Genomic DNA, 24,341 nt, shown 5'->3' on the forward strand with positions numbered 1-24,341 from the left:
ATCAGCCTCCCCCACCGGGGGCAAGCGAATCACGATCCAGCGCCAATCGCGAGAGGGAATTTCAGCAGCCTGCTAAAGCTGCGTGCCGACCTGACCCTCTGGCTTGATGAGGATGCCCTGATCACGTGGCAAGCACCGCGGTGGAGCACCTCCGGCGGTCAGGCTTGGTACTCGGACGCCGCGATCGAGTTGGTGCTGATGCTGCGGCTCGTCTTCCACCTCGCCCTGCGCCGAGCTGAGGGCTTCGCCAAGAGCGTACTTCGGCTGCTCGGGCAAACGCTGCGGGTCCCGGACCACACGATGTTGAGCCGGCGCAGCCGAAATTTCGCCAGACGGCAGCCGAAAATCGCCCCGCACGGCCCGCCGCATCTGGCGATGGCTCAAGGGTTTGGCGGCGGGGCGCCGGGCGAGGCGTCACCCTCACCGGCGCGTTTGCGCAGGTCAGTCTCGCGCAGCAGATGCCGCAGCGCCTCATCACCGATCTCATCATTCTCCCTTAGCCCGACAAGAGCGCGGCGCTCCGCAGCGAAGCTCTCCGGATGTGCCGCCTCTCTGCCCACCTGACGTCTGGCATCGGCAGCAGCTTGGCGGGCCCGCTCCTCCTCGTGCTTCGCCTGTCCGCCCCCGCCAAGTTCAGCGCCGTGAACGGCCCGACGCAGCGTCAGCCCCTGCAGCAGCACGGAACCCAGGATCACCCCGGCCGCCACCACCAGCAGCAGTCCGCGTTCGGCAAAGGGCTGCCCGTCTGGCCAGCTTGCCGGAACCGAAAGCACCACGATGAGGCCGAGCACCGAGCGCGTGGAAGCCCAGGCCATCACCCCCGCCGCGACGACCTGACCTGCGGTCCCCTCGCCGGCCAGCACCTCCCGAAGCGGGGGCAGTCGCGTGGAGACAAGAGAGCCAATCCACTGGAGGCCTAGCACCATAGCGAGGATGCCGACCGCCGTCGTCACCACCCGCCAGAATGGCCATCCGCCAAGCCCAGCCAAAGCCCCCGGCAAAGCAAGGCCGGCTAGGAAGAAGAGCACCGATGAGACGAGCAGGCTCGCTTCCTCCCAAAAAGCCATGGCGCTGATCCGCGCCTCGGCCGAAGAGCGCGCCTCTCCTGTCTCGCGGTCCACCCGAGCGGCGGAGACCACCAGCGCCGCCGTGATCACCACGACCGCTAAGGAAAGGCCCAGGCTGCGGGCCGCCAAGGCGCCAAGATAGGGGGTGGCGAGCGAAATCGCGATCTCAGTTGGCGCCGGTCCTGCCCGATCGCGCAGCCAGAGCACTGCTCGGCCGATCGCGGCGCCCGCCAGGGCACCGCCAAGTAACTGCCAGGACATGGTCATCGCCGCTTCGCCCAGTGCCGGCGTCTCGCCCGTCCGGAGCGTGCCCAGCGCCAGAGCAAGCGCCGTCAGCGCCACAATCCGGGAGGCCATCTCGCGGGCCTTCAGCGTGTCGGCCAGTTTGCGCGGGACATGCGGATGGCCACCCGCCTCCTGGAACAGGCGAGTGTCGAACAACGCCGCCGCGACGCCCAGCAGCACGGCTGCGGTCCAGCTGAGACCGGGCAACAGCACCCAGCGGGTTGCCGTGGCAACAGCGAGCATGGTGGCGAGAGCAACCATCGCGCCCACCACCACGCCTGGCAGCAGGGCGTGGCGCAGCAGATGCGGCGTGGTCCGCACCGTGCCGGCGTAGATGATTGGCGGGAGGAGCAGGCCGATCGCCAGGTCGGGGTCCATGGTCACGGGAGCTGGCCCGGGCAGCAGACCCACAACCAAGCCGATGCCAAAGAGAGCAATGGTAGGGGGAAATCCCGACCATCGTGCGAGTGCCAGTACCGGCCCGACGCCGGCCAACAGCAGCGCAATGAATTCAACGGCACCCATTCCTGACCCTCTCCGGAGCTACACCGGTGCGCCGCCAACGCATGATGCCAGCCAAGTGTAGCCGTAGGGGCGTAGGAGGCGCGGTACCGCTGACCGCCTGCTCGCAATACCTTGCAGCGTCTAGCCGGCCCGCTCGCATGAACACACAACGAACCCCCACAGGGCGGGTTGAACAGCCGAAATTCTGACCTGCAACCACAGGACCCGCCTTAGCATCCGTGCTCGCGCCAGGGATGCGTGACCGTAGGGAGTTGGGCGATGGCTGTGTTCCGCTTGTGGTCCGCAAGTCGCGTGATGGTACTCAGGCGTGACCATGGCTGACCCACTTTGGGTGCTGGCCGGCCTTGCCGCGACATCTGTTGCCGGCCTTGTTGCCACGCTGGGCCGGTACCGGCGGCGGCGACAGGCGGCGGCCCGGGCGGCGGACAGGACCTCTGTCCGCGGGGAGGCAAGCCGGGAGTTACACCTTCCGCCCACGATCGAGGCCGCGGAGCGCGAGATGGCGATGCTGCTCCGCCGCATGCGGGCCTACCTACGCGACCCGTATGATTATGCCACGTCGCGGATTGTAGGTGAGGCCGCTTTTGAGACGTGCCTCGACCGTGCCGGCATCCTTGGCGCCCGGATTGCCGAGCTGGGCGGTGCTGCACCTGCCGGCCCATTGGAGCACGAGCGCACACGCGGGCTGATCCTGGAAGGTCTCATGGCTGGTCGCCGGATGGCTGACTAAACCGGCGGTGTGGCAACGCGGCAGGATGTTACGCCTCGGTCAGTATTGCGATGCAGCCACATCCGGCCCAAACCGGACCTTTCATGTGTGCGGTTGCTCACCTCAATCTTGGTTGGGCACGAAGCGGTAGCGGCAACAGCCCCGAGGCGCCCGCGATGGCGCCGGCGAGGAGAAGTGATTCCAACCCCTTCGCCGCGGCGATCAGCGGGGTGGCCAGGGTGGGGGCGGCCGCCTGAGCCAGCATCACCGGCAGCGCGATCCAGCCGAGCCGTGCTGTGTAACCCTTCGAGCCCAACACCATCATCGGCAGGGTGCTGCGGTTCACGGTCAGGATCCCGTTGCTCATACCGTAGAGCAATGCGAAGGCGAAGGCGGCCTCCGTCCGGCCGGAAAACAGCAGCAGCGCCCCAGCCAGGAAGAGGAGTGCCCCCGCTCGGGTGCGGGACAGCAGATCGAGCCGTGGCGCAGCGAGCTAGTCCAGCAGCCGCCCCGCAATCTGGCGCGGCCCGATGAGCATCGCCGCCGCTATGACCTGAGCTGGGGAGAGACCAAGCCCTCCCATAAGGAGCAGGACGTGTGCGGCAATGGCCGAGGTAATGAACCAGCGCAGCGCGAAGATGGCGCCGATGCAGGTGAACTAGAGACGGTCCCGCCGCCTCTCCGGTGCGGCCGTCGTGAGGGGAGGGGCGGCTGGCCGCGTAGGTTCCGGCTCCGTTCGCGCGAACCGGACACTCAACGCACTTTCGTGTCCGGGCCCAAAGTGAGGTGCGAACTTCCGGCACCATTGCCGGATGCTCTCGTGGGTGACGTTGATACCCTACTCGGCCAAAATCAGCTCGATGTCGCGCAGGCTCAAGCTGAATACGTGGTGGAGCCACACGGCATGGCTGATGATCTCGGTTGGAAAGCGATTATTGGCGTAAGTGGCGGGCTCGGGCGTTATCAACCAGCTTGGCCCAACCACGTCGTTCCGAATAGAAACCGACAACTTGGCAATACCGGTTGACCGCCTGTCCCTGCCGTTCGTGGGCTATGCCTACGAACGGCAGGGGGCAGAACTAACCGCCGAAGAGCAGCGAGTAGTTGTCCCAGTTCACGTCCAGCCCGGAGCCCTGGAGGATGATATGCATGTCGGGCGAGCCGTCGAAATGGCCCTTGGCATCGGCGATGTCGATCAGCATCCGGGTTGCTGTCACCAGCCCGTCACCGTTCCAATTCAGGACCTGTAGGTCCTTCTCGTAGCGGATCGAAAGCGCCAGGGTGCCGGCCTCGACATCCGTCGCATTGGCGGAGCCGTTGCCGAGGAACTGCAACTTGTCGGAGCTGACGCCCTCGAAGGTAATGCGGTCGCCCAGGCCGAAATCGACGATGTAGTCGCGGCCCGACTGGGTCGTGCTCGATGCAGCAATGAGCTCAGAGCGGGTACTGCCCTGGAAGACGAAATTGTCGAAATCCACGCTGCCGTGCATGAGGTCGCCACCGCGCCCGCCGATCTCCGTCGTCGTCCCGGTGTAGCGCGCCGTGGCGTAGTTCGTCGCCTGCGATACCGCGCCGCCGAAGATGGTGTCCTTGCCGTCGCCACCGCTGACCCAGTCGACACCCGTCCCGGCCACGACGTAGTCGTTGCCGGATCCGGCATCGATGACATCGTTGCCGGTGCCGCCGTCGATCATGTCGCTGCCGCCACCGGCACTGACATAGTCCTGCCCGTCTCCGAGGCTGAGGGAGTCGTTGCCTTCGGTGGCGTGAATGGACTGGTTGCCCGCGCTCGCGGTCACGGTCATCGAGTCGCCCGAGTTGTGGCGTTGATCGAGCTGGCGGAAAATGTCCGCATGTGCCGGGTCCTGGTTGTTCTGCGCCGCATGCACCGCCGCCGCCGAGCCGCTAAGATAAAGCTGATCCGCCTTGATGATGGAGTCGCGGGCAGCGACCGCGTTGGTGTAACTCTCCAGGCTAGCCTGGACCGAGTACCGGGTATGCGCAGCCGTGATGGCGGCATCGCCGTAGATCGGCGCAACATGGGTCCAGAAGGTCTCGGCCCCGCCTACGCCGAAGCTGTTGGTGGCATAGACTTCCGAGGCATGGTGGTCACCCGCCAGCGCAGGGTCGGCCTTGCCGGAGACGAAGGCCATCTCGGCCGGCGTGCCGTTGGCGATCGCCGTCAGAATGCCGCTCGTGCTGTCCTGCACGCGGAATCCGTAGCTGGAGCCGGTGGCGCCCGCGGTCTCGGGATGGGCCGTGACGAACGCCTTCACCTCGGCAGCCGTGCCGAAGATCGCGTCGATCTCCATGCGACCCTGATGGCTGAAGCCGAGCGCGGTCGTCGCCTCCGCCGTCGTCAGTTCGTAGGGCCAGAAATTGTGGCCGACGACATGAATGTCGGTCGCGGCAACCCTCGCCGCGGCATTCATCCCGAGCAGGTCGTCATAGCTGTCGATGATGTCGTAGTGGACGTCGCCCGCGGCCCCCTCCCGTGCCAGGATGGCGAAAGCGGTGTCCGCGGAAACCGGTGAGGTCGCCGTGAGGTCGACAGCCGCCGTCACCGACGCGGCACCGCCATTGGCGATGGCGTCGCCGTTGTCGGCGATGTCGTAGATCGCCGCAGCGTTGCCGGCATGAATGATCTGCGCTTGCCAGACCAGGGCCGCGTCGCTGGCCGTGACCGCACCCGCCCGGCCGAGGATGCTGGCGGCCTCGTCTGACCCCACGGCGAGGTGGCTCGCGGTGTCGCGCAAGGTAAAGGTCAGGTCGGTCAGGTCGAGGGTGCCGCCCGCGGCATCCTTGAGATTGGCCTGGTGGAGCAGGGATTGCACCTGCCCAACCGTCGCCTGGCCCAGATTGTAGTCGAGCAGCTTCAGCGTCGTGGCTTCCGCCCGCCAATAGGCCGCGTCATCGGCCAGCAGATGCTGCCAGGCATCCGTGACAGACGCGCCGTGAACCGCGGCATCGCCGTTCGCGGCGTCGAGCGCGACCAGCTTGGCGATGGTGGTCACATCCTGGACCGTCACCTCCACGCCAGGCGCAACATAGGCCGCCGGCAGCGCGCGGGAGAAGAGATGGGCCTGGGTATCCGCCATCATCGCGTAAGTGAGCGTGCCGCCGCCGTTGACGCCGTCGATATGGACGAGCTGCGCCACCGTGGCCGCGTCGGTCACCGTCACATCCGTGCCAGCCACGACATAACCGCCGACATTCCCCACAAGCTTCGATGCCGTGTCGACCGTGGCGGTGTAGACGAGATCGCCTGGCGTCGCGGCATCGAGGATGGCGAGGCTGGAGAGGCTCGCGGCATCCGTAACGGTGACGGTCACGACCGCGGAGGCGGCCGGGGTCGCCACGCCGTTGTCCACAAGGTTGGTCATGCTGTCGCGCAGCGCATAAGCGCCGCTGATCTCGATGGCCTCGGCCTGCGCCGCTGACAAGGTCAGGACGGCACCCTCGGTCACCACGACATGGTCGATCCGGCCAAGGACGGCATGGCCCACGGCGTCGAGATCCTGGGCGACGTGAGCGGTGACCGTCAGCTCCGAGGCAAGGCCGGAAAGGTCGTCCGTCGCATGCGGGTCCAGCAGCGTCACCGCACCACTGCCAGTCACCGTCTTGCCCGACAGGGCGGTCGCTTGGGCCTCAAGGTTGGCGTCCGCCAGGTCGATCGTGCCGGCTTCCGGATAATGCGTGACGATCGCCTCACGCCCTTCACGCGTGAAATGCGCAACCTCGCCGTCGAGCGAGAGGGTGATCGGCCCGGTTGCGGTGCCGGAGAATTGCATCGCGCCGTCCCTGGCCGTCACGGTGAAGCTCGGTGGGAGGGGCGCGCGGCCCTCGCTGCGGCCATACTCCAGGAAATGCAGCAGCGGGTTAAGGCCGGATGCCGCAACGTCTGGGTTCTGTGTCAGGTAATAGGTGGTATCGAAGGAGGACGAAGGGTTCCGCCCTTCATGAGCGCCCCATTGCAGATAGTGCTCGAAGGGGTCCAATCCGGTGGCCGCGACGTCAGGGTTTTCTGCAAGGTATCCCCTGGCCGAGAAGAAGGCGTTGGGATCGCGCCCTTCGTGGGCACCCCATTGCAGATAGTGCTGAAACGGGTTCAGGCCGGTGGCGGCGACGTCAGGGTTCTGCTCAAGATAGAAGGACGTCGAGAACATGCGGTTCGGATCATAGCCAAGCTTCCAGCCGATGGCTGAGTAATGTTCGGCGGCACTCAGCCCTGAAGCGGCAGCATCTAGATGCTTTAAAAAATAGAAATCACTGTCGACTTCGGAGAAGGTCAGTTCTTTCGTGTTTATGAACACAGTGCGCCATCCGATTTGAGTTCAGAAAACGGTTCCTGTTTAGTGTGCAAACATTGCCGTTCTTTGAATCGGGGGCAAGTTGCTGGACCTCGTCGCGACTGCGAAGCCACCACCTCCGCCCTCGTGGCAAAGGAGGATCTGTGCGTCATTTGCGGTAAGTCGCGCTTGCGGCAAGCGATACAAAGCTTGCCTTAATTCGAAAAAGCTGAGGCTAGGATCTTCTCGGAGGTTGTGACTACGACGGAGACGATCCACAGGCCGAAGCGAGAGGAACGCGGGCCGCACCACAGCGGGGTTTCCATAGCGCGCCTTATGCGGCAGCAGGTGGCTCGGACATAGGGCCTGTTCGGTGCCCAGCCCTAAGCCCGGAAGCGGGCTGCGCTCGCGTACGGGTCAGCGTAGGGCGACCGAGGCGGGCGTGGCCGTCCACGCCCCCAACCGCATGCTGGCGCTGGGACGTCCGATCTCCTGTCGCATCGCATGACCCAGAACGGGGTGGAGGTGAAGATGCCCTTCCCACTGTTCGAGGCAACATGGCCTATCTGGGGGACAGGTGGGGAACCGTCTCGTTACTCCGGATCGATCCGCATCGCTACCGGCCGGCCTTGCAACAACGATCCATACGTGCCTCGATCAGACCTGCGCTGTGGACGGATGCTTCACGACGCCCCTATCAATGCGCGTGACCGACTTCCTCTGCGAGGAACTCGACAAATAGTGCCGCGCACTGACTGGGTTCCTCAAGTGTTGGCAGGTGGCCGCAGTCGGATAGCACATGGAAATGCGCATGGGGCAAAGCATCCGCGAGCGCCCAGCCTACTGAGGCTGGCACGATCTGGTCTGCCTCTCCCCAGATCACCAACGTTGGCATTCGCAGCGCACCAAGCCGGGAGGTTACCTCAGCCCTTGAGCCTAACGCACGAGCTTGAGTTGCTCCCACTTTGCCGCCAACGCGGTGGGCCATCGCCTTGAATATTTCCGCTGCCTCCGTGGACGCCTTCGGCACCGCGAGGCCCGCCAGCATTTCAATGACGGCGTCCGGCATGGCTTCCAACCCGCCCACCAGTTCCTGCACGTTCGCTTCCGGCGCCGCCGGGTTGCATCCCATCAGCCAAAGGGCCAACACCCGCTCAGGCGCAGCCAGCGCCACCTCAAGCGCGATGCTGCCGCCATAGGATGTGCCGGCCAAGACGAATGTCGGTGGCGCTTTGGCCAAAACAATCTCGACATTGGCCTGCATCGTCGGCTCGGAGAGCACCATCACCTGCGCCTCGACCGTCTCGCCCAATTGCTCGATCACGTCGCGGTACATGGCATCGTCCGACAGCAAGGCGGGGATAAGGGCGACTGGTGTCTGCTTGGCGGCCATGGAGCGTGCTCCTGATGCAAGTATGGGGTGATGAGAGGCCTGCCACGACTTACTCCGACTTCACCCCCGAGGTCACGACCACCTGCCGCCAACTCTCCGAATCCTCGCGCATCAGGGCGAGCATCTTTTTCGGCGAGGTCCAGGTCGCCTCAGCACCCTGCGCAGCGAGCTCGTTCTTCACCCCAGGCGCCTGGCTGGCCTCCTTCAGCGCGGCCGAAATCCGTGCCGCGATCAGCGTGGGCAGGCCACGTGGCGCAACGGCGCAGTACCAGTTTTCCGCCAGCAGCTTTGGGAAGCCGATCTCGCCGGTGGTCGGCACGTCCGGCAGCGTCGGGCTGCGCCCCCGCGCGGCCATGGCGAGGACGATCATCGACCCAGCCTTGATGTGGGGCAATAGCGGCGGCAGGTCGGCGAAGAGCAGCTGAATCTGCCCCGCGACCAAGTCAGTCACTGCCGGCGCGGCGCCGCGATAGGGAACGACCTCCACTGCCGCCCCTGCCTGGGCACGGAAGACGAGGGCCGTCAGGTGGCTGATCCCCGCCGCGCCTGCGGTACTCATGTTCAGCCTGCCGGGCTGGCGCTTCGCAAGCTCAAGGAGCTCCGGCAAGCCCTTCGCGCCGAGGCTCGGATGCGCCACCAGTGCCTCCGGCACGCGGGTGACGACCGAGATTGGTGTCACGTCCTCCGGCACTCGGTACGGCATCTTGGAATGAGTGTGCGGCAGAATGGTGAGTGAGCCACCGTCGATGAGGCCAAAGGTGTAGCCGTCCGCGGCGGACTTCAGCACGTAGTCTGTGCCGCTGATGCCGGAGCCGCCGGCTCGGTTCTCCACCAGTACGGTCTGCTTCAGGACAGGCCCAAGCGCTTGGGCGTAGAGGCGGGCGATGATGTCGGTTGGCCCACCAGGGGGAAGGGCACGACAAGGCGGACCGGCCGGCTCGGCCACTCTCCGGTGTCTTGTGCGCGCACGGCATTTGGTGCCAGCGCGGCGGTGGCGAGAAAGCGGCGACGCTCGAAGGGCGCCTTGGTTGGCCACATGACATTCCCCCCAGACGTCATGCTTGCCATGATGAGGCGAGCCGCGGTCACGTGCAAACCTGACGCGGCAGGTCTGCTCCGAACTCAGAGTCCGTCCAAGCCGTCTGCCCAGCCCAAAACGCCGCCTGACCGCTATAGGAGCATCGGTGCGTACCGAGACCGTTCTGTTGGCATTGACGCGACCATGGCGTCACAAGTTGAACGGTGAGGTCCGTCTATGCGGCTTTGCGGGAGGCTGTGGCGCCGGCGGGTACTGGGGCGGAGGCTGGGGCGGTGCCGTCCTCCCACTCACGAAGCGCCAGCAGGCGCAGTGCCTCCCGGACGACATCACCGTCATCGAGATAGCGACCGGAAGCGACCGCTCCTTCAATGAAGGTATTCAGACGCTCGGTGAGTTTTACGGTCCTGGTCTGCATGAGGCACCTCCAGAGTGGAAAAAGAGGACCACCGAGTTGTGCCACGAAGCGAGGTCGATTCGAGAAGTAGGGTAGAATGAGAACACAGCAATCGGCGTTTGCGAATGCCCTGGGCAGCGAAGCAGGCCAGGGCATTATCACGTTATGAAGGCTGTGCATGGATGTGTTTGGATGCGCTGCGTTGTGGCTGATTCGCGAAGGCTTCATCATGCGGCCGGAGCATGTTCTGGCGCATCGCTGACGGAACTCATTGACTGGCTTGAGATTGATCGTTTCTTAACTGGCAACTCGGCGGTGACAAGGGCGAGGCGGGTTGGCCGCCAATGGCCCTGTTCCGAGCCCTGCTGCTGGCCACTTGGCACGACCTGTCAGACGTGAGGCTTGCCGAGGGACCTTGTTGCATCGGGCGCTGGCCTGGGTGGCTTTGGGTAGGGTGATGCCGGGGCGAAGCCCTTTCACCCTTCAAGGGCATCCCTCTTGCCGTTCAAAGCGAACGCCGCTCGGCGCCATCACATCCCGAAGCAAAAGCACCGGGTGACCAACTGAGCCGAGTACGACGCTGGCCTTCGCGCCCGCGGCAGCCTCACCGTATGGTTCACACCGGAGGCGGTGGAGGCCTGGAAGGCCGAGCCACGCACCGGGCGAGGCGGGCAGCCCGCCTACTCGGCGCTGGCCATCGCCGCAGCCCTGACGCTGCGGGCCGTGTTCCGCCTGGCGCTGCGGCAGACCGAGGGGCTGATCGCGTCCATTTTACAGTTGCTCGGCCTCGACCTGCCGGTGCCGGACCATAGCACCCTCAGCCGTCGAGCCGAGGTGCTCGAAGCGCCGCGGCCGAGGGCGGGGAGTACGCCGGTGCACCTGCTGGTGGACAGCACCGGTCTTCGGCTGTGCGGCCCCGGCGAGTGATTGATCGAGAAGCGTGGCACCAAGCGTCGTCGGGCTTGGACGATGCTGCACCTCGCCACCGACGCCGACACGGGCCAGATCGCCGCTTCAGTGCTGGCTGGCAGAGAGGCCGATGACGGCTCGCAGATTGGTCCCTTACTCGAGCGGGTCGGCGGTTCCGTGGCATCCTTCACTGGTGATGGCGCCTATGATCGGGACGACGTCTACGCTGAGGTCACAGCACGCCACCCCGACGCGGCCGTGGTCGTACCACCTCGCGCGAGTGCTGTGCCAAGCGAAGCTGCACTGTCCGCACCAACGCAGCGGGACGCGCATCTCCGATGCATCGCTGAGCGAGGCCGCATGGGTTGGCAGAGGGCCTCGGGGGTACAACTGGCGTGCTCTGGTGGAGGCTGACATCTCGCGATGGAAGCGCGTCATCGGTGACGGGCTACGCTCGCAGACGGATGGGCGCCAAGCGACCGAGGTGGCCATTGCCACCAAGGTGCTGAACCATATGATCGAGCTTGGACGGCCGGAGTACGTCCGCATCGCGTGATCCCGACGACAGGCGGGGGTCAGTACATCCAGGCGGCTGACCCGTGCAACACGACGCCGCTGTAGCTCAACGCGGCATTGACCTTGATGTCCAGCGTAGCGAACTGCGGCCCCAGTGCCTCCGGCAGCCACCAGCCCATGCCGGTGGTCAAAACGCCAGGCTGGGTCCAGTTGGTGATCGTAACCCGAAGACGGCAGGTGCCCGGGCCACCCAGCAGTTCGACCTCCACCCAATCCCCCTCGGTGACACCGCAGGCCGCCGCGGTGTCAGCAGGCACGGACCCAGCCCGCCTAGGCCGCTGACCCGTGCAACACGATGATCTAGCATTCCAATGCTTGCCGAGTGGGCGATTTGCTCCGACTCTCAGCTGCTACATCATCTAGGTGGCGCAGCATGCACGCGGGCGTGACAAGCACTTCTTTACCCATCCCACCGCCGCCCGCAGGCGGCCCCATGGGCCAGCCGCTGCGGCGACGCGAAGATGGGCGCTTGATTGTCGGGGAGGGCGTGTTCGCGGACGACATTCCGTCCCCACCCAACTGTCTCCACGCCGTTTTTGTCCGCAGCCCCTACGCTCATGCCCGTATCGGGGCGATCGACTCAGCCGCCGCCTTTGCTCTGCCAGGAGTGGCTGCCGTGCTGACCGGACACGATCTTGCCGCCCATGTCAGCACCCAGCGCATGGCACCCGCCGTCGACGGATTACAGCCGATGGACATGCCGGTCTTGCCGCTCGACGCTGTCCGTTTCGTGGGCGATCCGGTCGCCATCATTCTGGCCGAGACGTCGTTGGCGGCGACCGATGCGGCGGAGTTGGTGGACATCGCCTGGGAGGTGTTGCCCGCCATCAGCTCGGTCGACGCCGCCTCGGCGCCGCAGGCGATCCTGGTGGACCCCATGGTTCCCGGCAACCGCGTCTCGTTCCAATCCTTCGCCACCCCGGGCCTCGAGGCGGCCTTCGCCCGAGCCGACCGTGTCGTCGAGGCGCGCTTCGGCCAGCAACGGCAGACCCACGTGCCCATGGAGCCGCGCTCGGGCCTGGCCATCTGGGACAACGGGCGCCAGCACTTGACCATGCAGTTCGGCACCCAGGCCCCGCACCCGTACCGCACGGCTGTCGCGGCCCGGCTCGGCCTGAAGGAGTGGCAAGTCACCGTCGATAGCCCCGAAATGGGTGGCGGCTTCGGACAAAAAATCATTCCCCTCCGCGAGGATCTCTGCCTAGCCGCCGCTGCCAGGCTGCTGCGCCGTCCGGTGCGCTGGCGCGAAACGCGGGGGGAGAACCTGACCGCCGGGTTGCAAGCCCGTGAGGAGATGGTAACCACGCAGGCGGCGGTGACCACCGATGGCCGCATCCTCGGCCTTACTTGCGCCATCGATGCCGATTTCGGCGCCTGGTCGTTCTTTCCGGCCAACTACATGGCGCGGGTCATCGCCATGATCTTGCCCGGCCCCTACCGCTTCAAGGAATACGGCTACAACGTCGCTGTTTGGCTAACCAACAAATGCCCCTCGGGCCCGATGCGGGCACCGATGGCCATCACCTCCTGGGTGATGGACGGCACGATGGATGCCATAGCCCAGGCGCTCGGCCTCGATGCCCTGGAGGTGCGGCGGCGCAACTCGCTGACGCCCGATGACATTCCCTGGATCACTGCCACCGGCGAGCGCTACGACAGCCTAACGCCGCTAGCGACACTCGAAGCCGCCGCCAAGCAACTCGGCTATGCCGCGCTGCGATTGGAGCAGGTGGACCGGGATTCGTCCGAGCGCCTGCTCGGCATCGGCCTCTGCACCGTGGTTGAAAGCAACACATACAGCTCCGCCTTCTACCGGGATGCTGGAATTCCCGGATCGGGCCACGAGACGGCTAGCATCCGCATCGAACCGTCCGGCGCCATCATCGCCTCCTGCGGCCTGATGAGTTCCGGCCAGGGTTACGAAACCACCCTGGCCCAGACCGCTGCCGCTGGCCTCGGCGCTGCCGTCGGCGACATTCAAGTGCAGATCGGCAACAGCGACACCGCGCCCTACGGCATGGGCAGCCGCGGCGCCCGCGGGGCCAGCGCCGGCGGCGGTGCGCTCTACATGGCCGGGCTGAAGCTCAAGGCGAAGCTGCTCGCCATCGCCGCCGCCATGCTGGATCTGAACAGCCCCGACTCCCTCGACATGCGAGAGGGCCTGATCCTCCGCCAGGTCGCTGGTGTCTGGCAGGAGAGCGGGCTGTCGCTGGAGCAGGTCGCCCGGACCGCCCATCTCGACCCGCTGCGGCTGCCGCCCGGCATTGAGCCCGGCTTGCACCAGATCCTCGCCTACGATCCGGCGGCGACCACCTACACCAACAGCACCCATGCCTGTGCTGTCGAGATCGACCGGGCGACAGGGGCCATTCGCATCCTCCGCTACGTCGCGGCCGAGGATTGCGGAACCCGCATCAACCCCATGATCGTCGAGGGGCAGACGCATGGCGCGACCGCCATGGGTCTTTCAGGCGCCCTGCTGGAGCACGCCGCCTACGGCGCCGACGGCCAAGCGCTGGCGGGCAGCTTCATGGACTACGCCATCGCCCGCGCCGACGACCTGCCTGCCTTCGAGTTGCTGCACCACGACAGGCCAAGCCCGAGCAATCCCGCAGGCATCAAGGGCATGTCGGAGGGCGGCACCATGGGGGGCATCGGCGCCCTGTTGAATGCGGTGAACGACGCGCTGGCGCAGGTGGGCGCCCGGCTCGATGCGCAGCCCGCCACGCCGGCCCGCATCTGGGCCGCCCTGCGACAGGCGCAATCTGCGGAGGAGGGGACAGTATTGAGGCGGTGATGGCTGCCTGATACCGTTCGCGTCGGCAGGAATGGGGGCGGTTATGCGACGTTGGTTGCTGGCAGGCCTGGCCGCCATTGCCCTGAGCGGGACCCTCCAAAGTGTCGCGCGCGCCCAGCCCCAACCTTCGGTCCTTCGGGTCGTCCCGAGCGCCGACCTGACGGAGCTCGACCCAACCCGGGGCGCCAACCTCGTCTCGCGCATCTACTCGCAGATGGTGTTCGACACGCTGTTCGCGCTCGACAGCCAGCTGCGCCCTAAACCGCTCATGCTCGAGAGCAGCCAAGCCAGCGCGGACGGCTTGCAATGGACCCTGACCCTTCGCCCGGGATTGCGGTTCCACAACCGCCAGCCGGTGACCACCCGGGATGTCGTCGCCTCGCTGCAGCGCTGGATGGGCAGCACCTCCATCGGCGGCCAGCTCAAGGCCCGGCTGGCCTCCCTGGAGGCGGTGGATGACCGGCAGATCTTCCTCCGGCTGAAGGAGCCTTTCGGTCTCGTCGAATATATCCTGGCAGGACCCGGCGCGCCGATTGCCGCCATCATGCCGGAAGCCGACGCCACGCGGCCGATCGGCAGCCCGCTGCCCAATCCCGTCGGCTCCGGCCCGTTCCGCTACTTGCCGCAGGAGCGGGTCATCGGCCACCGTGCCGTCTTCGAGCGCAACCCCGACTACCAGCCGCGCTCAGAGCCCCCTGACGGCCTCGCCGGCGCGCGCATCGTCAAGGTGGATCGGGTCGAGTGGATCGTCATGCCTGATGCGGTAACGGCGGCCAATGCGCTGGTGACAGGCGAGGCTGATATTTGGGAGCAGGTGACGCCCGACCTCGCTTCCTTCCTCACGCAACGCCGCGTCACCGTCCGCCGCCTCTCATCCTTGCCCTCGGTCACTTTCGTGCGGCCGAATTTCCAGCTGCCACCCTTCAACGATATCCGAGCCCGCCAGGCGCTCGCCCTGCTGTTCGATCAACGCGAAATTCTCGACGCGGTGGCGGGCGACAAGGTGCCGTCGCAGCCATGCTGGTCCTTCACCGTCTGCGGTGGCCCGCTTTCCACCGAGATCGGGTCGGAGCCCTACCGCCAGCCGGACCTGACCCGCGCACGTGCGCTGATGCAGGAGGCCGGATACCGCGGCGAGAAGCTGATCCTGGTGGCGACCCCGCAGCTGCCGGTCATCGGCCAGATGGCGCAGGTTGCTGAGCAGCGGCTGCGGCAAATCGGCGTCGATGTCGATGTGGAGATGATGGACTTCGCGGCGATGTTCCCGCGCATCCAGGCGCAGAATAAGCCGATCGGCCAGGGCGGCTACCACCTCTTCACCTATTATGGTGCTGGGGCCTACTGGTTCCACCCGCTGACCAATCTCTCGATCGATGTCTCCTGCCCGGCCGCACCCTGGGCTGGATTCCCCTGCGACCCGGACGGCGAGAGGCTTCGGCAGGTCTTCTTCGCCGCCCCCGATGAAGCCGCGCGCACCAGCGCCTATGCCGCCTTTCATCGCCGAATGTGGGAGTTCCTACCCTACATCCCGACCGGACAGTTCGATGTGACTAGCGCTTTCCGACGCGGCGTCCAGGGCATACTCGATGCGGCGTTCATCGCCTACTGGAATATCGAGAAACGCTGACCATTGCCAAGATGTCGTGCCTTAAGCGATTAAACAATAAAAGAATTTATAATAAGTCCCGCTTCTCTCTTTTGAGGTATGGTTACTTGCCAACATGAGCGTTTCCATAGCGCTGCCTTATCCAACATTAGTTCCGGGCTAAGCGAATGCCACCGGACCAAGTGCAGCTCGGTTAGCGTCATCAATGATACCGTCATCATCGACGGCAACCGCCAGGACGGCACAGCGTCTGGTATGGTGGAAATCCGGGTGCTGGAAGGAGTCCTGGGCGAGTTGCGGACCGATGCAGCCGTAAACTGCGGCTAAGTCAGCGGTAACGTCCACGCTAGTGGTTCGGTGAGCTGCAATAGTGTCGGCGGGAGCGTCAATGCCGGCGGGTCCGTTAACTGTGATGCGGTGCGCGGATCGATCAAGGCTAGCGGAACCGTGCGGGACAAATAGCTCACCGAATGTCCCGGGTTCTTGTTGAAGTCGTGGTCTCCGAGCGTCACCGCCGCCGCCGCGCTGCTGGCATCAAGAAGCCAGATAGTCGTGTGACGCTGGGCTCGCCGGAGATGGGTGCGCGGCGCATGGTCACCACCACGGATCCTCCTCAGATACAGCAACGCCCAAGCGCTCAGCCAACATTCTGAGCCGCTCTAGGTCGCCGTCGCGCCACTGTTTGCTCGTTAGAAGAACCTGAGCTTCCGCGGCCTCCAGCCCGAGCGCTTCGCCGACTTCCGGAGGGGCTTTGAGGCCACGGTCATCCAACTCGCCACCGATCGCCACCCGAAGGCGGATGATCTTTAGCCACCCAATGGTCTGGGTTCTGCGCTCTTCCGCTGTGAGTGGCTTCATAGGTGGATGGCTGCCCTGGGACGAAACCATGCCTTTTCATTAAGACCGAAATTGGCTCAGTCAACCTCTAACGCTTAGTTTATCACACAACTCTAGATTTAGAGACGTAGTTTCGCTATCAATCTGGCAGTGCCGGAGAATGAACATGTCCATGTCGCGTCAAGTTGCGATCAACTATTACACCAAAGTTGAGCTTTGTTCGCAGTTCCCCAAGCAGTGGTCCTGGACCATTCGCAATGCTTCTACGGATGGTATCTGCGAGAAATCACCAAAAGTATTCTCATCTGCGGACGATGCTTGGCATGCTAGTCAGAATGCTCTCGCATGCTTTACACCATCACGGATGATGATAGCAGCTTAGCTTCATTAATACTTATCAGCTCCATATGTCGAACCGGACGATCACCCCGCTGGTCGACCTTTGGGTCGAGGCGAAGCGCTTGCCGAGTTACATGCACTTCGTGCCAGTGGCGGAGCGCAAGCGGCTGAGATAGCTGGCGAAAGTTGCGAAATCGCCCGTCTGGCGTGGCTGGACGGCCTGCAGGCCTGATGAGCCCGCGGGCGGTAGGGGCGCGAGAATGAGCATGGACGTGTTGGAGCGGGCCCAACGAGAGGGGCTGATTGAGCCTGCCTACAACGAGTTAGGTGTGCGGATTGGATGGGTGCCGGCCGCCGCAGGTGCCGCCGTCGGATCGCTGTTGTGATCTGCGTCCTATGCGGGCTGGTGCTGGCGGTGGCGCTATTCGCCCTCACCGAATTTGGGGATGTTTTTTGGTTGTGGTGTACAGCCTTCATGCCACTATAGGTTTTGGAGCGATAGAGATCTCCTTAGCCTGCAGGTGAGACGCCGATGGCAAACCAGCACAATAAGAGAGCTGAGGAGCAGCCTCCTTTGGGGATTGGGTTCGCCATTGTGCTCGCTGGCTTACTGTCTCTCCCCGTGTGGGCAGGCATCATTTGGCTTCTCCAGCAGGTATATTGACCATACCCGAGGACAAGCAGGTCGCCGCTAGCCCGGCAACCACGCGCCCATCCGAGCCGCTGCAGCTTCGAGCAGCGCCACGCCGCCCTCCCGCCACTGCTTCCGGTCCAGTAGGCCAGTCGCCTCGGCTGCCGGCATCCCGAGAGCAGCGTCGATCTGAGCGGGCGTGGTGATGCCTTGCTCGTCCAGATCGCGGCCGATCGCCATCTTCGACCGGATGCTCTTCAGCCGGTCGTCAGTTCGGCGCCGGCGCTCCTCGATCGAGCTTCGGTCTCGCGGGCGGTATCTGGTCGTCGGGCGGCAGGCTCATGTTGCGGATGTTGGTCGCCACCGCAGCCGGCGTTAGTCCACCAAGAGCAATGGCGCGGGAGGGACGGTGCGGCGGGCTTGTGCAGAGGCGCTGAGAGGCTGGGACCACGACACCGACCGAGCCATGGCGACGCAGGCAGCGGCGGTTCCTGTCGCTCCTTCCGGGATGGCTTTAGGATCAGGGCATGCAGCAGTCCGACACCAACGGCCAACTTTACCAGATCTTTCTGGACCCGAGCCGCCGCACCCGGCAGGTGCACAAGTGGCATCACTACTTCGACGTCTATGAGCGGCACTTTGGAGGGTTCCGCGGCCGCCCGGTCCGGATGTTGGAGATTGGCGTCTACAAGGGCGGCTCATTGGAGATGTGGCGGAAGTACCTAGGTCCCGAGGTCCAGATCATGGGCCTCGACATTGATCCCGCTTGCGAGGCCTACGTGACCGATGGCACGCAGGTTTTCATTGGCGACCAAGCGGATCCGGCTTTTTTGCGCCGCATACTGGCTGAGGTGGGCACACCGGACCTCGTGCTGGACGACGGTGGCCATACCGCCAACCAGCAGATCGTCAGCTTCGAAACCATTTACCCGACCATGCCGGAGCACGGCATCTACATGGTCGAGGACACCCACACCGCATTCTGGGGCGGCGACTTCGCGGATCGCTACGACGGGCAGTCTTTCTTGGATTTCGCATTTGACCGCTGTCGGTCGCTCCAAGAGTGGACCATGCGCCAGAACGCCTTTGGCCGGTACGGTACGACGCCAGACCAACGCATCGGGCAGCCAACCCCAGTCTCCGAGTTTTGCCGGACCACGAAGTCCATCTCCTTCTACGACAGTATCGTGGTCTTCGAGCGCGGCCAGCGGGCAGAACCCTGGCATGAGGTGCGGTGAGCATTGCCTGGGGGAGCCGCTTCGACCGCCTGATCCGCATCGCCGACCGGGTGGCGAAGGTCGAGGCCGGCAGCGCCGAGGCTGACCGCGCTAATCCATTGCCAGCGGAGACGTCGCGGGAGCGACCGAGGGTGTCCCTGGGCTCATCAGGGGCGGCCCGCGTTTATTTGGAATATGCGACGGCATGGTTCCTAGTAAGAACCGAGGCCGCATGTTAGGCACACAGCGTGAAAACCCGGCCCGAATTATGCCTTGTCTGACCCTGCCCGCTGGGTTCGCCCTTCCCAATCTGATCACGGCGTTGTCCCCCGGGGACACGATGTTCGATGGCTGCGAGGACCGTTATCTCCAGGTTGGTCTGTCTGCACTCAACGTCATCAAGGCCGCTCTGCTCGGCGCGCCGGCACCGCAGACCATTCTCGACCTGCCCTGTGGCTTCGGGCGCGTCACGCGCATACTGCGCGCCCGCTACCCGGATGCAGCGATTACCGTCTGCGACCTTGACCGCTCCGGGGTGGACTTCGCCGCCGCTACCTTCGGCGCACGCGGCATATATTCCAAACCCGACTTCCAGGCCCTGCAGCTCGGTAGCACCTTCGACCTGATCTGGGTCGGCTCCCTGCTGACCCATCTGCCTGAACACCAGACCCGCCAGTTCCTGGATTTCGCCGCTCGACACATGGGGCCGGACTCGCGTCTCGTCGTGACCAGCCATGGCGAGCACGTCGTGACGCGGATGCGATCCTGGAGCTACGGGCTGAGCGAGCCCGCCGCCCGTGGACTAATCGCGCAGTACCTGAAGGATGGCTACGCCTACCGCGGCTATGATGGAGACTCCAGCTATGGGATCTCGCTCGTCGCCCGGAGCTGGTACGAGGCGCTGCTCGCTGGCAGCCCCCTGCGCCTACAATCCTACTATGACCGCGGCTGGGACCGGCACCAGGACGTGTTGGTGATCCGCCGCGCCTCCGGCCGGGTCGCAGCGGTCCCCTTCTTCGGCCGACCCGACATCCCCCTGCCGCTTCCCGGCCCGGAGCAAGCCGCGCAGGATGAGGCCGGCGTTCCGGGCTTCGACGAAGCTTGGTACTGCGGTGCCTTTGCCGACGTCGCCGCCGCCGTGCGGGACGGCACCTATCTTTCGGGCTTGGCGCATCACCTGGCCTACGGATGGAAGGAGGGCCGCCCTCCCTTCGAGCCCCAGCGCAGCTATGCCCGTCGCACCCCGCCCGTGCCGGAAGCCTGGTTGGACGGCATTGTCGGCGGGGCAAACCGGATCAACGAGACCTGGTCCGTCAGCCCGGAGGATCAGGCGGCCGATGCCGGCTGGTACTGGATGGCCCATCCTGCCGTCCGTGCCCGAAGCAACCGCCTGGCCTCCGGCGATCCATCTAGGGACGCCTATGACCGGCTCGCCGCGTTGCTAGAGGAACGCGGTTGGGCCTTGCCGATCCCTCGCTCCATCTCGATCGGATGCGGCTTCGGCGGGCTGGAGCGGGACCTCTCCACCCGCGGCATAGTCAGCGAAATGGACGCCTACGACATCGCCGCCGGCGCCGTGGTGGAGGCGGAGCGGCAGGCGCGGCAGCTCGGCCTGCTGCGCGTCCGCTATCACGTAGCGGATTTGGAGCGGATCGACCTGTCCCCCAGCTCGGTGGACGTGGTCTTCGCCCATTCCTCCGTCCATCATGTCGAGCGGCTGGACGCGCTCTACGCCACGGTGCGCCGCGCACTCCGCCCGGGTGGGGTGCTCCACCTGCATGAATATGTCGGCCCCACGCGCTTCCAGTGGACTGATGCCCAGCTTCGGCTCGCCAATGGGTTCCTTGACAGTTTGCCGCCGCGGCTGCGCCGCTTGCCGAATGGCGAGCCGAAGGAAACGCTGCGGCGCCCGACTATTGAGGAGATGATCGCTGCCGACCCGAGCGAGGCGGTCCAGTCGGAGAAGCTGATCCCGGCCCTCGCGCCCCATTTCGACATCATCGAGCACCGTTCACTCGGCGGCGCCCTCGCCCATCTCGCGCTCGGCGGCATAGCCCAAAACTTCGACCCTGCCTCCCCAGAGGACAATGCCTTCCTTCAGGCGCTTTTCGACATGGAGGACGCGGCCATGGCGGCGGGCACCATCGGCAGCGACTTCGCCACCATCACCGCTTTGCCGAAGCCGTTCGGAAAGCGCCAGCAAGCATTTGCCATGGCTCGCTCTCTCACGGCCCGCGCCGCCGCGCTTTTCTCCCCCGCCCGCCGCCTGCATGAGACTGTCCGGGTCTGAACGCGGCCGTCGAAACGCTTCAGGCGCAGCAGAAACGCATGATCGACGAGTTGGCGGCGCTCCGCATCAGGCAGCCAGCAGCCGCCGCGGCTCCGACTGCGACACCGATCACCGCCCCCGCGCAGGCCGCGCCAGACATCGAAACCCTGCTCGACCGCGCGCAGCAGGACCCGCGCCAGGGTGTCCGAGACTGTTGCCTCGGTTCCCATTCTAGCCTGGGCTGGCAGGCGGGCTGCCGCACAGGCATCACGAGCAATGGAGCGCGACGGAGCCGTTGACGAGGGCGACGTCTTTCCTCGGATCTCGCATTGCCGCCACTCCAACAAGCGGTTGGCAAGGGCCGATGCAAACGAGACCGCCGCATAAGCCCCGGATCTTGAACATTACGGCAAGCCCTGCATCACTTGTGGTAAGGGGTCTCACTGCAAGTGACGCAGAGCTTGCTGCAATTGTAGTATGGCTTTGATTTCAGAGGTTTAACTGGGCTTAGCTGCATCGCAGTCGCCAGACGTGCCCATTGCGCCTTTAGCAACGGAAACTGCTTCGGTTTTGATCCGTTTCGTCTTCCTGGCAATTTGGGTGTACGGAATATGGGTCGGATTTGGGCATTGCTGAAGGACACCGGTGAAGGGTTTATCTCAGACGACGCCCTGACCCGTGCGGCGGGTATCGCATACTTCACCCTGTTTGCGATCGGGCCGCTTTTGTTCATCGCCACTGGTATCGCCAGTTTCGTGTTTGGCCGCGATCAGGTTGACGACGCCATCGCAGCCCAGATGGCCGGCATGCTGGGCGATCAAGCGGCTGGTGAGGTTGGGAGGCTGGCCGAAGGCGCGCTAGGCAATGCGCGCGGCGGCTGGGCCATCGCCATTGGCCTTGGCACACTGCTGCTTACCGCTGGCGGCGCGTTTGGTGCTTTGCAGAATGCGCTCAATGCCGTCTGGAAGACCGAGGTACCCGAGGCTGGCTCGATCACAGAAACCGTCTCTCGCTTGGTGAGGGCAAAGGCCGCGGCACTTGGACTGGTTGCGACAACGGGTTTCATCCTCATTGCCTCTCTCGCCATCAGTGCTGCCATCTCCTCGTTCGGCTCTTGGCTGGCAGCCGCGCTGCCAGGCGGCGTAATCGTTGCGTTCGTGCTCAATCTCGCCGTGACAGTTGGGGTGCTGACGCTCCTATTTGCGGCGATCTACAAGGTGCTGCCGGATCGTAAGCTTGCCTGGCGAGATGTCCTCATTGGAGCCTTTGCAACGGCGGTTTTGTTCACCGTCGGCAAAACCTTGATCGCGCTCTATATCGGACGGAGCGACGTCGCTGCCGGCTTCGGTGCGGCGAGCACGATCATCGTTGTCCTCGTCTGGCTGTATTATTCGGCGCTTATCTTTCTGGCCGGGGCAGAGTTCACGCGGGCTTGGGCCAACTTGAAAGGGAGCAAGCAGTCAGCGCCGGTGCCAGCAAAGCCGGGCGAGGTAGTGGCCATCTCGGGTGTCAACCGAGATGCGTCACAGGATCTCAACGGTTCAGACCGGCGGAGAGAGCCCTATGCAATCGTGCAGGTCTTGGTTGCTCTTCTTCCCTTTGTGGTCACCGGGATCGTCAGTGCCGCAATAGAGCATAAGTCACGGTCACCACGCGATCGCCAGCGTCCGCCGCAGCGAAGTTGGAGAACTGCCTTTAAGAACTTTGGATGAGCTGCATGCTGGGCGGGAGACCAAGATTAGGTCATGCCTGTGCAATGCGCGCGAAAGGCCGAAGCCGCGCAGATAGATTGGCAGTCTTGCTGAACAATGGCGATGAGTAGGCCGGGTATGCCAGTCGGCCCCATGATCGTGGCTGTGACAGCGTTCAGCTCTCGGAGCCGCTCGTTCACGGCATCCTGCGGCACAGTCCGCGCGTGTTCTGCTTGCGGCTGGCAGAGGCCGAGCGCTGCACCAAGCAAGCTCGAACGTCGTGCTAGATGTTTGATCCCGGGGTTTGATGGTGCAGTCTTCCAGCAGGCGTGGAAGGACGCGCTATGGGCCAGGTTCACCACGGGAGCCACAACGACAGCGGCGATCCGTCGAGCGATACAGCTGTGAGTATATCAGTGCGGTCTGGATGGTCTGACCCTCGATACAGCTGACTTCGTGTCATGACTTTGATGTGTCGACCCTCCAGGCTGCAGCTGGCTGTCGGGCGGATCGTGACTTCATAGGAGCTTGAGGACCACTTCCCATCACAGTTCTGTCCGCCTGCTCAACGGCCAGGCCCTTTGTTTGGCTTGGAGCGCCTCACCATGAGCGAGACCACGTTGGGTACCGACATTATCATCGGTGTTGATACCCATAAGCTTACCCATGCCGCCGTGGCGATCAGCGCACTCGGCGCCCGCCTCGGCAGCCTGACCATTCCGGCCAACAGTCGAGGCTATCAAGCTCTTCAGGCTTGGGCTCGGTCCCTCGGCGTTATTCGCGCCTTTGGCATCGAAGGCACCAGCTCCTATGGCGCTGGCTTGTCCCGCTTCCTGTGCGAGCACAATCAGCCCGTGTTCGAGGTCAACCACCCTAATCGCCACCTGCGACGTCAGAAAGGTAAGGACGATACGCTCAACGCCGAGGGTGCCGCCCGCAGCGTCTTGGCTGGCCAGGCCACCGCAGCACCGAAGCCCAGCACGAGCGCGGTCGAGATGATCCGCCACCTCAAGGTGGCCCGTGACACCGCGCTCAAGGCTAAAAGCCAAGCCATACAAACGCTCAAAGCCATTATTGTCAGCGCGCCTGCGGTGCTACGTGAGCAACTCGACAGCATCTCCGGAAAGATGACGCTGCTCCGCCACCTCGCTGCCCTGCGTCCAGGTCCACTGACCTCGACGACGGCCTCCGCCAAGGCCTGCCTGCGGGCCATTGCCCGGCGCTGGCTGACCCTCGACGAGGAAATCAAAACCCATGACGCTCATCTCGAGCAGTTGACAAGCCAACTTGCCCCTGAACTGGTCCGGGCGCACGGCATGGGTGCGGGCACCGCCGCCGAGATGCTGCTGCTCGTCGGCGATAACCGCGAGCGCATCCACTCCGAGGCAGCCATGGCTAAGCTATGCGGCGTCTGCCCGATCCCAGCGTCCAGCGGCAAGACCAGCCGACACCGGCTCAACCGCGGCGGCAACCGCCAGGCCAATGCCGCCCTCTACCGTGTGGTCATCGTGCGCATGCGCGCTCACCAGCCCACCCTTGACTACATCAAGCGACGTACCGCCGAGGGGAAAAGCAAGCCCGAGATCATTCGATGCCTCAAGCACTTCATAGCCCGCGAGATCTTTGGTTATCTCTGTCGCCCATCAAGCGCCCAATCCTCACCAGCAGGGCCTTGACCAATATAAGAGCATCATAGTCAAGAGAGCCTGAGGGGGCTCGCCAAGCGCTACGGGATCAACCCCAAGACCGTGGCCAAGTGGCGGAGGCG

General features: G+C 64.6%; 17 protein-coding genes and 2 pseudogenes. 10 read left to right on the forward strand and 9 right to left on the reverse strand.

Annotated elements, in window-relative coordinates:
* Positions 1–90: 90 nt before the first annotated feature.
* Positions 91–564 carry a transposase gene (locus JMJ56_RS36280; protein ID WP_407927965.1) on the forward strand — a complete coding sequence of 158 codons (474 nt, stop codon included), beginning with the start codon at positions 91–93 and terminating at the stop codon, positions 562–564.
* Between the two features lie 95 nt (positions 565–659).
* On the opposite strand, the pseudogene JMJ56_RS29190 reads toward JMJ56_RS36280, so the two are convergent.
* Positions 660–1,877: pseudogene (locus JMJ56_RS29190) on the reverse strand (cation:proton antiporter domain-containing protein); the annotation flags it as partial.
* Positions 1,878–2,376: 499 nt separating this feature from the next.
* On the opposite strand from JMJ56_RS29190, the gene JMJ56_RS29195 reads away from it, so the two are divergent.
* Positions 2,377–2,607 (forward strand): hypothetical protein, encoded by a 231-nt coding sequence (locus JMJ56_RS29195; RefSeq protein WP_202835271.1) that lies wholly within the window; start codon positions 2,377–2,379, stop codon positions 2,605–2,607.
* Positions 2,608–2,704: 97 nt separating this feature from the next.
* Here the strand turns inward: JMJ56_RS29195 and JMJ56_RS29200 are convergent, their stop codons facing one another.
* Positions 2,705–2,932, reverse strand: a complete 228-nt coding sequence (locus JMJ56_RS29200; protein ID WP_202835272.1) for a hypothetical protein — start codon at positions 2,930–2,932, stop codon at positions 2,705–2,707.
* Positions 2,933–3,406: 474 nt separating this feature from the next.
* On the opposite strand from JMJ56_RS29200, the gene JMJ56_RS35735 reads away from it, so the two are divergent.
* On the forward strand, positions 3,407–3,613 hold the full coding sequence (locus tag JMJ56_RS35735) for a hypothetical protein (protein ID WP_202835273.1): 207 nt from the start codon (positions 3,407–3,409) through the stop codon (positions 3,611–3,613).
* A 52-nt stretch (positions 3,614–3,665) separates the two neighbouring features.
* Here JMJ56_RS35735 and JMJ56_RS35410 read toward each other — a convergent pair whose 3' ends face one another.
* The 4 genes from JMJ56_RS35410 to JMJ56_RS29225 all read right to left on the reverse strand — a co-directional run bounded on the left by JMJ56_RS35410 (position 3,666) and on the right by JMJ56_RS29225 (position 9,722).
* Positions 3,666–6,899, reverse strand: coding sequence for a calcium-binding protein (locus JMJ56_RS35410; RefSeq protein WP_202835274.1), 3,234 nt, complete (start codon positions 6,897–6,899; stop codon positions 3,666–3,668).
* Between the two features lie 673 nt (positions 6,900–7,572).
* On the reverse strand, positions 7,573–8,268 hold the full coding sequence (locus JMJ56_RS29215) for an alpha/beta fold hydrolase (RefSeq protein WP_202835275.1): 696 nt from the start codon (positions 8,266–8,268) through the stop codon (positions 7,573–7,575).
* Positions 8,269–8,317: 49 nt separating this feature from the next.
* Positions 8,318–9,304 (reverse strand): Bug family tripartite tricarboxylate transporter substrate binding protein, encoded by a 987-nt coding sequence (locus JMJ56_RS29220; RefSeq protein ID WP_328702504.1) that lies wholly within the window; start codon positions 9,302–9,304, stop codon positions 8,318–8,320.
* Between the two features lie 217 nt (positions 9,305–9,521).
* Positions 9,522–9,722 (reverse strand): ribbon-helix-helix domain-containing protein, encoded by a 201-nt coding sequence (locus JMJ56_RS29225; protein ID WP_202835277.1) that lies wholly within the window; start codon positions 9,720–9,722, stop codon positions 9,522–9,524.
* 477 nt (positions 9,723–10,199) lie between these two features.
* Between JMJ56_RS29225 and JMJ56_RS29230 the strand changes: the two are divergent.
* Positions 10,200–11,166: pseudogene (locus JMJ56_RS29230) on the forward strand (IS5 family transposase).
* A 19-nt stretch (positions 11,167–11,185) separates the two neighbouring features.
* On the opposite strand, the gene JMJ56_RS35090 reads toward JMJ56_RS29230, so the two are convergent.
* A complete protein-coding gene (locus JMJ56_RS35090) occupies positions 11,186–11,443 on the reverse strand; it encodes a molybdopterin dinucleotide binding domain-containing protein (protein WP_202835278.1) in 258 nt (85 codons plus the stop codon).
* A 176-nt stretch (positions 11,444–11,619) separates the two neighbouring features.
* Here JMJ56_RS35090 and JMJ56_RS29240 point away from each other — a divergent pair, with 176 nt between their 5' ends.
* Complete coding sequence (locus JMJ56_RS29240; protein ID WP_236038805.1) at positions 11,620–13,983, forward strand: xanthine dehydrogenase family protein molybdopterin-binding subunit; 2,364 nt, start codon at positions 11,620–11,622, stop codon at positions 13,981–13,983.
* A 43-nt stretch (positions 13,984–14,026) separates the two neighbouring features.
* The gene (locus JMJ56_RS29245) at positions 14,027–15,610 is read left to right on the forward strand and encodes an ABC transporter substrate-binding protein (RefSeq protein WP_202835280.1); all 1,584 of its coding nucleotides are present in this window, start codon (positions 14,027–14,029) and stop codon (positions 15,608–15,610) included.
* A 573-nt stretch (positions 15,611–16,183) separates the two neighbouring features.
* On the opposite strand, the gene JMJ56_RS29250 is transcribed toward JMJ56_RS29245, so the two are convergent.
* Entirely contained in the window at positions 16,184–16,447 is a 264-nt protein-coding gene (locus tag JMJ56_RS29250; protein ID WP_202835281.1) for a hypothetical protein, read from the reverse strand.
* A gap of 1,009 nt (positions 16,448–17,456) precedes the next feature.
* Positions 17,457–17,636: a hypothetical protein gene (locus JMJ56_RS29255; RefSeq protein ID WP_202835282.1), complete on the reverse strand. Its 180-nt coding sequence runs from the start codon at positions 17,634–17,636 to the stop codon at positions 17,457–17,459.
* 287 nt (positions 17,637–17,923) lie between these two features.
* On the opposite strand from JMJ56_RS29255, the gene JMJ56_RS29260 reads away from it, so the two are divergent.
* The 4 genes from JMJ56_RS29260 to JMJ56_RS29275 all read left to right on the forward strand — a co-directional run bounded on the left by JMJ56_RS29260 (position 17,924) and on the right by JMJ56_RS29275 (position 24,249).
* Positions 17,924–18,634: a class I SAM-dependent methyltransferase gene (locus JMJ56_RS29260; protein ID WP_202835283.1), complete on the forward strand. Its 711-nt coding sequence runs from the start codon at positions 17,924–17,926 to the stop codon at positions 18,632–18,634.
* 319 nt (positions 18,635–18,953) lie between these two features.
* Positions 18,954–20,903, forward strand: a complete 1,950-nt coding sequence (locus JMJ56_RS29265; RefSeq protein WP_202835284.1) for a class I SAM-dependent methyltransferase — start codon at positions 18,954–18,956, stop codon at positions 20,901–20,903.
* A 608-nt stretch (positions 20,904–21,511) separates the two neighbouring features.
* Positions 21,512–22,594, forward strand: a complete 1,083-nt coding sequence (locus JMJ56_RS29270; RefSeq protein WP_202835285.1) for a YihY/virulence factor BrkB family protein — start codon at positions 21,512–21,514, stop codon at positions 22,592–22,594.
* Positions 22,595–23,178: 584 nt separating this feature from the next.
* Positions 23,179–24,249: an IS110 family RNA-guided transposase gene (locus JMJ56_RS29275; protein ID WP_202835286.1), complete on the forward strand. Its 1,071-nt coding sequence runs from the start codon at positions 23,179–23,181 to the stop codon at positions 24,247–24,249.
* Positions 24,250–24,341: the final 92 nt, after the last annotated feature.

Source organism: Belnapia arida, from assembly GCF_016773205.1.
Lineage (GTDB): Bacteria > Pseudomonadota > Alphaproteobacteria > Acetobacterales > Acetobacteraceae > Belnapia > Belnapia arida.